The 6,247-nt window shown below is 51.8% G+C and carries 4 protein-coding genes and 2 pseudogenes; 4 read left to right on the forward strand and 2 right to left on the reverse strand.

Annotated features, from left to right (window positions below; translation table 11 throughout):
- Nucleotides 1-129: 129 nt before the first annotated feature.
- From K5905_RS24935 to K5905_RS24945, 3 genes and pseudogenes are all read left to right on the forward strand, one after another.
- Nucleotides 130-375: pseudogene (locus tag K5905_RS24935) on the forward strand (transposase); the annotation flags it as partial.
- Nucleotides 376-569: 194 nt separating this feature from the next.
- Nucleotides 570-824, forward strand: coding sequence for a hypothetical protein (locus K5905_RS24940; protein ID WP_297589139.1), 255 nt, complete (start codon nucleotides 570-572; stop codon nucleotides 822-824).
- A gap of 644 nt (nucleotides 825-1,468) precedes the next feature.
- Nucleotides 1,469-2,926, forward strand: coding sequence for an ABC transporter substrate-binding protein (locus tag K5905_RS24945; RefSeq protein ID WP_297589141.1), 1,458 nt, complete (start codon nucleotides 1,469-1,471; stop codon nucleotides 2,924-2,926).
- Nucleotides 2,927-2,989: 63 nt separating this feature from the next.
- Here the strand turns inward: K5905_RS24945 and K5905_RS24950 are convergent.
- Nucleotides 2,990-4,371 (reverse strand): annotated as a pseudogene (locus K5905_RS24950) (M20/M25/M40 family metallo-hydrolase).
- Nucleotides 4,372-4,380: 9 nt separating this feature from the next.
- Nucleotides 4,381-5,325: an AroM family protein gene (locus tag K5905_RS24960; protein ID WP_367187023.1), complete on the reverse strand. Its 945-nt coding sequence runs from the start codon at nucleotides 5,323-5,325 to the stop codon at nucleotides 4,381-4,383.
- A gap of 152 nt (nucleotides 5,326-5,477) precedes the next feature.
- Here K5905_RS24960 and K5905_RS24965 point away from each other — a divergent pair.
- A partial coding sequence (locus K5905_RS24965; RefSeq protein ID WP_297589147.1) for a DUF917 family protein occupies nucleotides 5,478-6,247 on the forward strand: 770 nt, incomplete at its 3' end.

Raw genomic sequence — 6,247 nt, forward strand, 5'->3', positions numbered from 1 at the left:
GACCATTCCGGATGGAAATTTGGCGAAAGCCAATTGTGAGGGGCATGCCCCTCACAATTGGCAGCTCAGCGCCAGACTGGGGAATTTTCAGGTGCCCTTTTTGGGGAGAATAAAACGGCCACTAACAATTGGCACTACATCGCACCGGGAAAACCGATGCAAAATGGTTTTGTCGAGAGCTTCAACGGCCGGCTTCGGGATGAATGCCTCAACGAACATCTATTCCGCAGCTACCGACACGCCCGGGACATCATTGAAGACTGGAGGATCGATTACAATCTGAACCGACCGCATACGAGCCTTGACGGGCTCACACCCCATGAATTTGCAACCCAGTCCAACAAAGATCACACTGTGAACAGAGCTAACTTATGAATGCGGACAATCAGGGGAGCACGTCACTCTTGATGGCCAAGGTTCACTAGCCTCGAGGATGTGTTAGATGCCGTCTGTCCGGTCTGGTGGCTTTGATCCAACTCAATCACACCGGAAATTTTCTGAAAAACTTTGATCCACCGAACACTCGCTCTAACCGGTTGTGGATTGTGCTGCAAGGATGTGATGGAGCGATGGCAGATATCTCTCATTGCAACATTGCAACATTGCGATCATGCGAACACGAGGCACGCAATGCAGACGCCGCCGTGGATAGGACGATTTCCGTGTCCACTGTTATCACCGGCATTTCGGATTGCTTGTCAGATACGAAGACACTGGCTGATGACGTTTTCGTCGTGTCTGATGAAGTCAAGGATGTCGCTAATCAATTGGAAATTAAGGTCAATTCGTTCTTGGAGAAAGTTGGTGCTAACGAAAATCAATAGTGTCTTTGCCTCTCGCTACCTACCAATGTCGGTTTCATATCACGAGCTTTCTCCCCAACTTGCGCAGCTTGCCAGCTGCGTTTTTTTTGCCGGAAGGTTCCCAAGGCGACATCCACGCGAGAGGCGCAACTTTTTCTTACATTTGAGGCACGCCACGACATTGAACGCGGGCACCGTTGCACGGAACCAAGTGTTGCAAGCGTCGGTAGCATGTTGCGGTCGCCTCGTGGGGCAAGCCAGTCATCCCAGTTCGGATTGTCTACCGGCAGAAGGGTCCCGAAGCGGGCCACAGAGTGCGGGCTGTGATGCTCATTTGGTCCGGAAACGGACGGGCGTGCCCGCGCAGTGGAGTCGTGAAAGACAGCCGATTTTTTTAACGAAAAAGCTCTGAATTAACGAAGTTAGTCTGAACATGAATAGGTGTCAGCACTTATTTCTGTTCAATAAATGCAAGACTTAGCATTCTCTTGTTTCAGGGAGGTTTCTGAGACGGCACTACCTTCGGAGGTGAGAGAATGATTTGGAGTTTTGCTAGGTCTGTCAGTATCGCGGCGCTAATTCTATACGGAGGCAGTGCAATTCCGTCGTCTGCATTTGAACGGACGGATGCAGGGAATGTCCTGGTTGTTGCCGGAAGACAATCGGTGAGTACGCTTGACCCCAGTATCAAGTATGACGCTTCTATCCGCACGATGCTGCAGGCAACCTATGACGCCCTTCTCAAATACGAAGGAAACCCGCCGAACGTCGTTCCCTGGCTGGCAGAGAGCTGGGAGAGTAGCGAAGACGGTCTGATCTGGACTTTCCATCTGGCCAAAAATGCTGTGTTCCACGATGGAGATCCTGTCAACGCCGAAGCTGTGAGGTACTCCTTCGAACGAACTCTTAAGCTGAATCAGGGGCCAGCCTGGATGCTCAGCGACTTCCTGAAGCCTGAAAGCATAAACGTTCTGGACGAACACACCGTTCAGTTCAGACTTGAAAAGCCATATTCCGGGTTTTTGAGTTTTCTCCCCTGGTGGTTTGTCATGAATCCAAAACAGATCAAGACGCGTGAGGTTGACGGTGACTACGGCCAGGCATGGCTGGCAATCAACGATGCCGGAAGCGGCCCCTTCAGGTTGAAGCGAATTGAACAGGGGGCATTGTACGAGATCAGCCGGGAGCCGAACTACTGGAAAGGGTTTCCTTATTCGGAGGGCGGGGTGGCCGGCGTCGTCTATCAGCTTGTTCGCGAAACCAGTGCACAGCAATTTGCGTTGGGAACGGGGGGCGCGGACATCGTTCTTGATCTCCCACCAGATGACTTCAACAAGATCAAAAGATCACCAAGAGTAAACACGTCTACCGAGCCCGCTTTGACATCTTTTGCCATCAAGTTCAACACCAAGGGCAAATACACATCTGACAAGAACCTTCGAAAGGCCATTGCGTTTGCGTTTGACTATGATGCGCTGCTTCGGATCTACAACGGTAAAGCCGAACTGCAGACCAGCCCATTCACCGACAGTGTGATTGGGCATGTCGAAGTTGCAGACATTCCTCGGCAGGATTTGGAGCGTGCAAAAAAGTTTCTTGCAGAATCCAAATGGCCTGAAGGCGGCCTCACATTGGAATATGTTTACGTTCAGGGATTTGAAGAAGAACGCCTGATTGGACTGGTTCTCATCGACAGCTTGCGAAAGCTGGGCATCGAGGTGGAGATGATCCCTCTTACCTGGCCGAACATGGTGGCAAGAGGCAGCAAAGTGGAAACCTCACCCGACATGATGGCTATATTTGCGACACCGGTTTCCTCCGACCCTGACGCCGTTGCGTTCCAGTATCACCCTGATTCCTGGGGGAAATACTACGGCTCCAGCTTTTATGATGACCCGGAAGTTGCGCAAATGATTGAAAAAGCACGCTACTCGTTGGACGAAGCTGAACGGTTGGAGCTCTATGGGGAGATTCAGAAAATGATCGTGGAGGATCAGCCGGAAATATTCGGTATGATGCGTGAGCGGACAGTGGCATTTCGAGACCACGTGAAAGGGTTCACCTACACTCCTGTCAGAATGACGACAGAGATTGATCTTTATCCACTCTATATCGTTGATTGAATTCGGGCGTTTTGGAGGAGGCGGTCAAACATGCCGCCTCCGAATGCGCTCACTAACGAAAGATCAGCACATCGAATTGTCGTGCAGCACCTCAAGTATCCGGACCCAGCTTCGTATTCCCTTGTGAAAACTCTTCAGGTCATATTTTTCGTTTGGAGAGTGGATCCGGTCAATCTTGAGCGCGAAACCTGCAAGCAAGGTGTCAATGCCGAGAATTTCTTGAATGTGTGATGCCACTGGTATCGACCCGCCGCTCCCGACAAATACGGCCTCCGTGCCCCACTCCTTTGTCAGTGCACTCTTGGCTGCTTGAAACAGAGGGGATTCAACATCCATTTGGCAGGCTGGCGAAGCGCCGAGCGCCCTGAATGAAACTTCGGCATGTTCCGGTAATCTTGACCTCACAAAAGTGCGAAACGCATTCCGAATGACTTGGGGATTCTGACCCGGAGCGAGCCTGATGCTTACCTTTGCCAAAGCCTGGCATGGAATTGCGGTTTTGAATTCTTCACCGCCATAGCCGGAGCTGATGCCGTTTATCTCGCACGTCGACGCAAACCAGAGTCGGTAGAGAGGGGTGCTTAGATCAAGATCGGTTGTCGTATCGATGCCGACCTTGGAGAGATATTCGTTCGCGTCAAAGTGCAGATCCTGCCAGCTCAGTTTCACATTTTCCGGCAGCTCCCGAATGCCGTCGTAAAATCCTGGGATCTGAACACGATTGTTCCGATCCTTAAGCTCCGCGAGAACCGAACAAAGCAGCAAGGCTGCATTGGGCGCCAGGCCGCCATAATGCCCTGAATGCAGGTCACGGTCCCCTGTTTTCAAGGTAATCTGCTCTTTGAGCAGGCGGCGAAGCATCGTCGTGATCGCGGGCGTGTCCTCGTCGTAACGCGTCGTGTCACACACGAGTGCGACTTCCGAAGTCAGGTAATCTGAATTTTGCTTGATAAAGTCCGCGAAGTTGGGAGAACCGTTCTCCTCATCCCCTTCAATCAGGAACGTAATGGGGAAGGCAGATCTCCGATCACTTCCTTCCAGGCGCGCAGTGCCTCCAGAAACGTTGACATCTGGCCCTTGTCGTCGGCGGAACCGCGAGCAACAACAGCGGCACCATCTCCGTTGTCGATATAGGTGGGCTGGAATGGCTCGCTCTCCCAAAGCTCGAGAGGGTCCACAGGTTGCACATCGTAGTGACCATAAAAAAGCAGCCGTTTGCCTTGCGCAGGCAGCTTTCCCAAAACAATGGGGTGACTTTTGGTTGAGTGAACCGAAGCGACAGCACCAAGGTCCCGCAACTGGGTGGCAACCCAGTTTACCGCACGTGCACAGTGGGTGGAATAGGTGCTATCGGTGGAGATCGACTGTATTCGCAGAAACGAATTCAGGCGTGTCAATCTGGCATCGATCGTTCGATCGACGAGATCGAGAATGTCATTGAGCATGGTTGAGCGCTATCGGGGCAGGTTGAATGACAGGGCCCGGTTAAGAGAGCCCATAAGATCTCTGGCGTTGGCTACACCGAACTTGCCCATAATATTTCTTCGATGCACTTCAACCGTGCGGTGACTTATGCCGAGAATACGGGCAATGTTTTTGTTGGAGAGGCCATTGAGAACGCATTCGAGAACCTGTTTTTCGCGTTCTGAAAGGCTGTTCACCGTGTCCTGCCAGTCGGGAACCAACAATTGAACCTGAGCGATCGAGCTCTTTTCTCTCTCTCGAAGGGCGCGCGCAAGTGTTCCTGCAAGAACTTTCCGGATGTGAATGACGGGCTTGCCTGAGGATTTAGCAACGATTTCGTGGTGTTTCAGCGGATGGGCCATGGATCCAAGCACGATAAAATCACAGTGCGAAAGTTTCCGTCCTGCTTCCGCAAGAGCGTCCTGGTCCTTTGGTGATGCATAAGCAGCATCGAAATCCGCATCCAAAAATCTGCGTCCTTCATGGAGTTGAATCGGAAGTGTCACGATTTCACCAATCCGCTGACCGGCGATTGAAAGCGTTTCTATTGTTTTTTGAAGAGCAATTTCTGCCTGAAGTATATGATCGGGCACATTTTCCGAAACCAGACTCTTTGTCGTGCCGACAATCGTGATGTCATCGCTGTTTGCCGAATTCAGCTGGCCGCAGATGTCGTCCAAGCGTGTGCGGAGCCATGTTTCGGAAATAACGGCATCCTCACCAGTGCGTAATTTTGTCCTGATGCTCAGTTCACCGACAGCAGGAGACAGCTCCTGAATATCCCGATCGGATAGTCCATCAAGAGCACCGAATTCGTGAACTTCGCAGGTATGAGCGTGATGCGAAAGCGACTCGTACACCATCCGTTTGCGCGGCGTCTGGCCGGCACTTACAAAGTTTATTCTCAGTCTTTTGCTTCGGCTCTGCTGCATCATCTGAGTTTAACACGCGTTTTCCTGAACAGCTAACTTAGGTCATTTAAACAATTGACCGCGAAACACTCATTAAGTGCCCACACTTATTCGGTTGCGCATTTGAGAGAGGTTAGATGCTTTAACCAGAAAACGAATTTCCAGGAGAAAAGTGCATGAGTATTCAGAACCTTACTCGAGAGGACGGTGTTGCTATTGTCTATGGAGGGGCAGTATTGGGCGGTGGTGGCGGCGGCGTCATTTCTGAAGGATTGGAAATCGCCCGGACCGCAACGACCCTGGGGAAGATTGAGCTGAGATCCTTGAACGCTTTCGAAGACGATGCGCTGTTTGCAACCATTTCCGGGGTAGGGGCTCCGGCTGCTGCACAGCGATATTATCTTCCGGTCGACGAGACCCGTGCAACCACTCTTCTCAACAATAAGCTCAGTGGACGATTGGCTGGTTTGATCCCCTGCGAAAACGGACCGACAGCAAGCTTGAGCGGGTGGATCAGTTCCGCAATGCTTGGCATTCCGGTTGTTGACGCTCCAGCGGACGGTCGAGCTCATCCGACAGGTCTCATGGGGGCCATGGGGGCACATAACATAGCTGCCTATAAATCCATCCAGGCGGTGTCTGGCGGCGATCCGGAGAAGGTCCGGTATGTCAGTCTGATTGTTGAAGGCAGTCTTGAAACCAATGCAAAGATTGTTCGAAATACCTCGGTACTGGCCGGAGGGATGGTGAAAGTTGCCCGGGACCCTCTTCCTGTCGACTATTTGCGGAAGAACGCAGCCGTTGGAGGGATTACTCAGGCCCTGGACATAGGACGTTGCATCCTCGAAAACGAAGGTTCGAATGCGGAGACGATCATTGATGCAATTGCGGATCGAACCGGCGGGCGAATTGTTGCGACAGGAGATATTGCCGTACTGGATCTGTA

Origin of the sequence: Roseibium sp., assembly GCF_025698965.1 — a bacterium.
In the GTDB taxonomy this organism is placed as follows: Bacteria; Pseudomonadota; Alphaproteobacteria; order Rhizobiales; family Stappiaceae; genus Roseibium.

Bases quoted from the DNA above. Each gene is read 5' to 3' on its own strand.
- K5905_RS24960 (WP_367187023.1), bottom strand. From the start codon at position 5,325: ATGATGCAGCAGAGCCGAAGCAAAAGACTGAGAATAAACTTTGTAAGT.
- K5905_RS24940 (WP_297589139.1), top strand. From the start codon at position 570: ATGGCAGATATCTCTCATTGCAACATTGCAACATTGCGATCATGCGAA.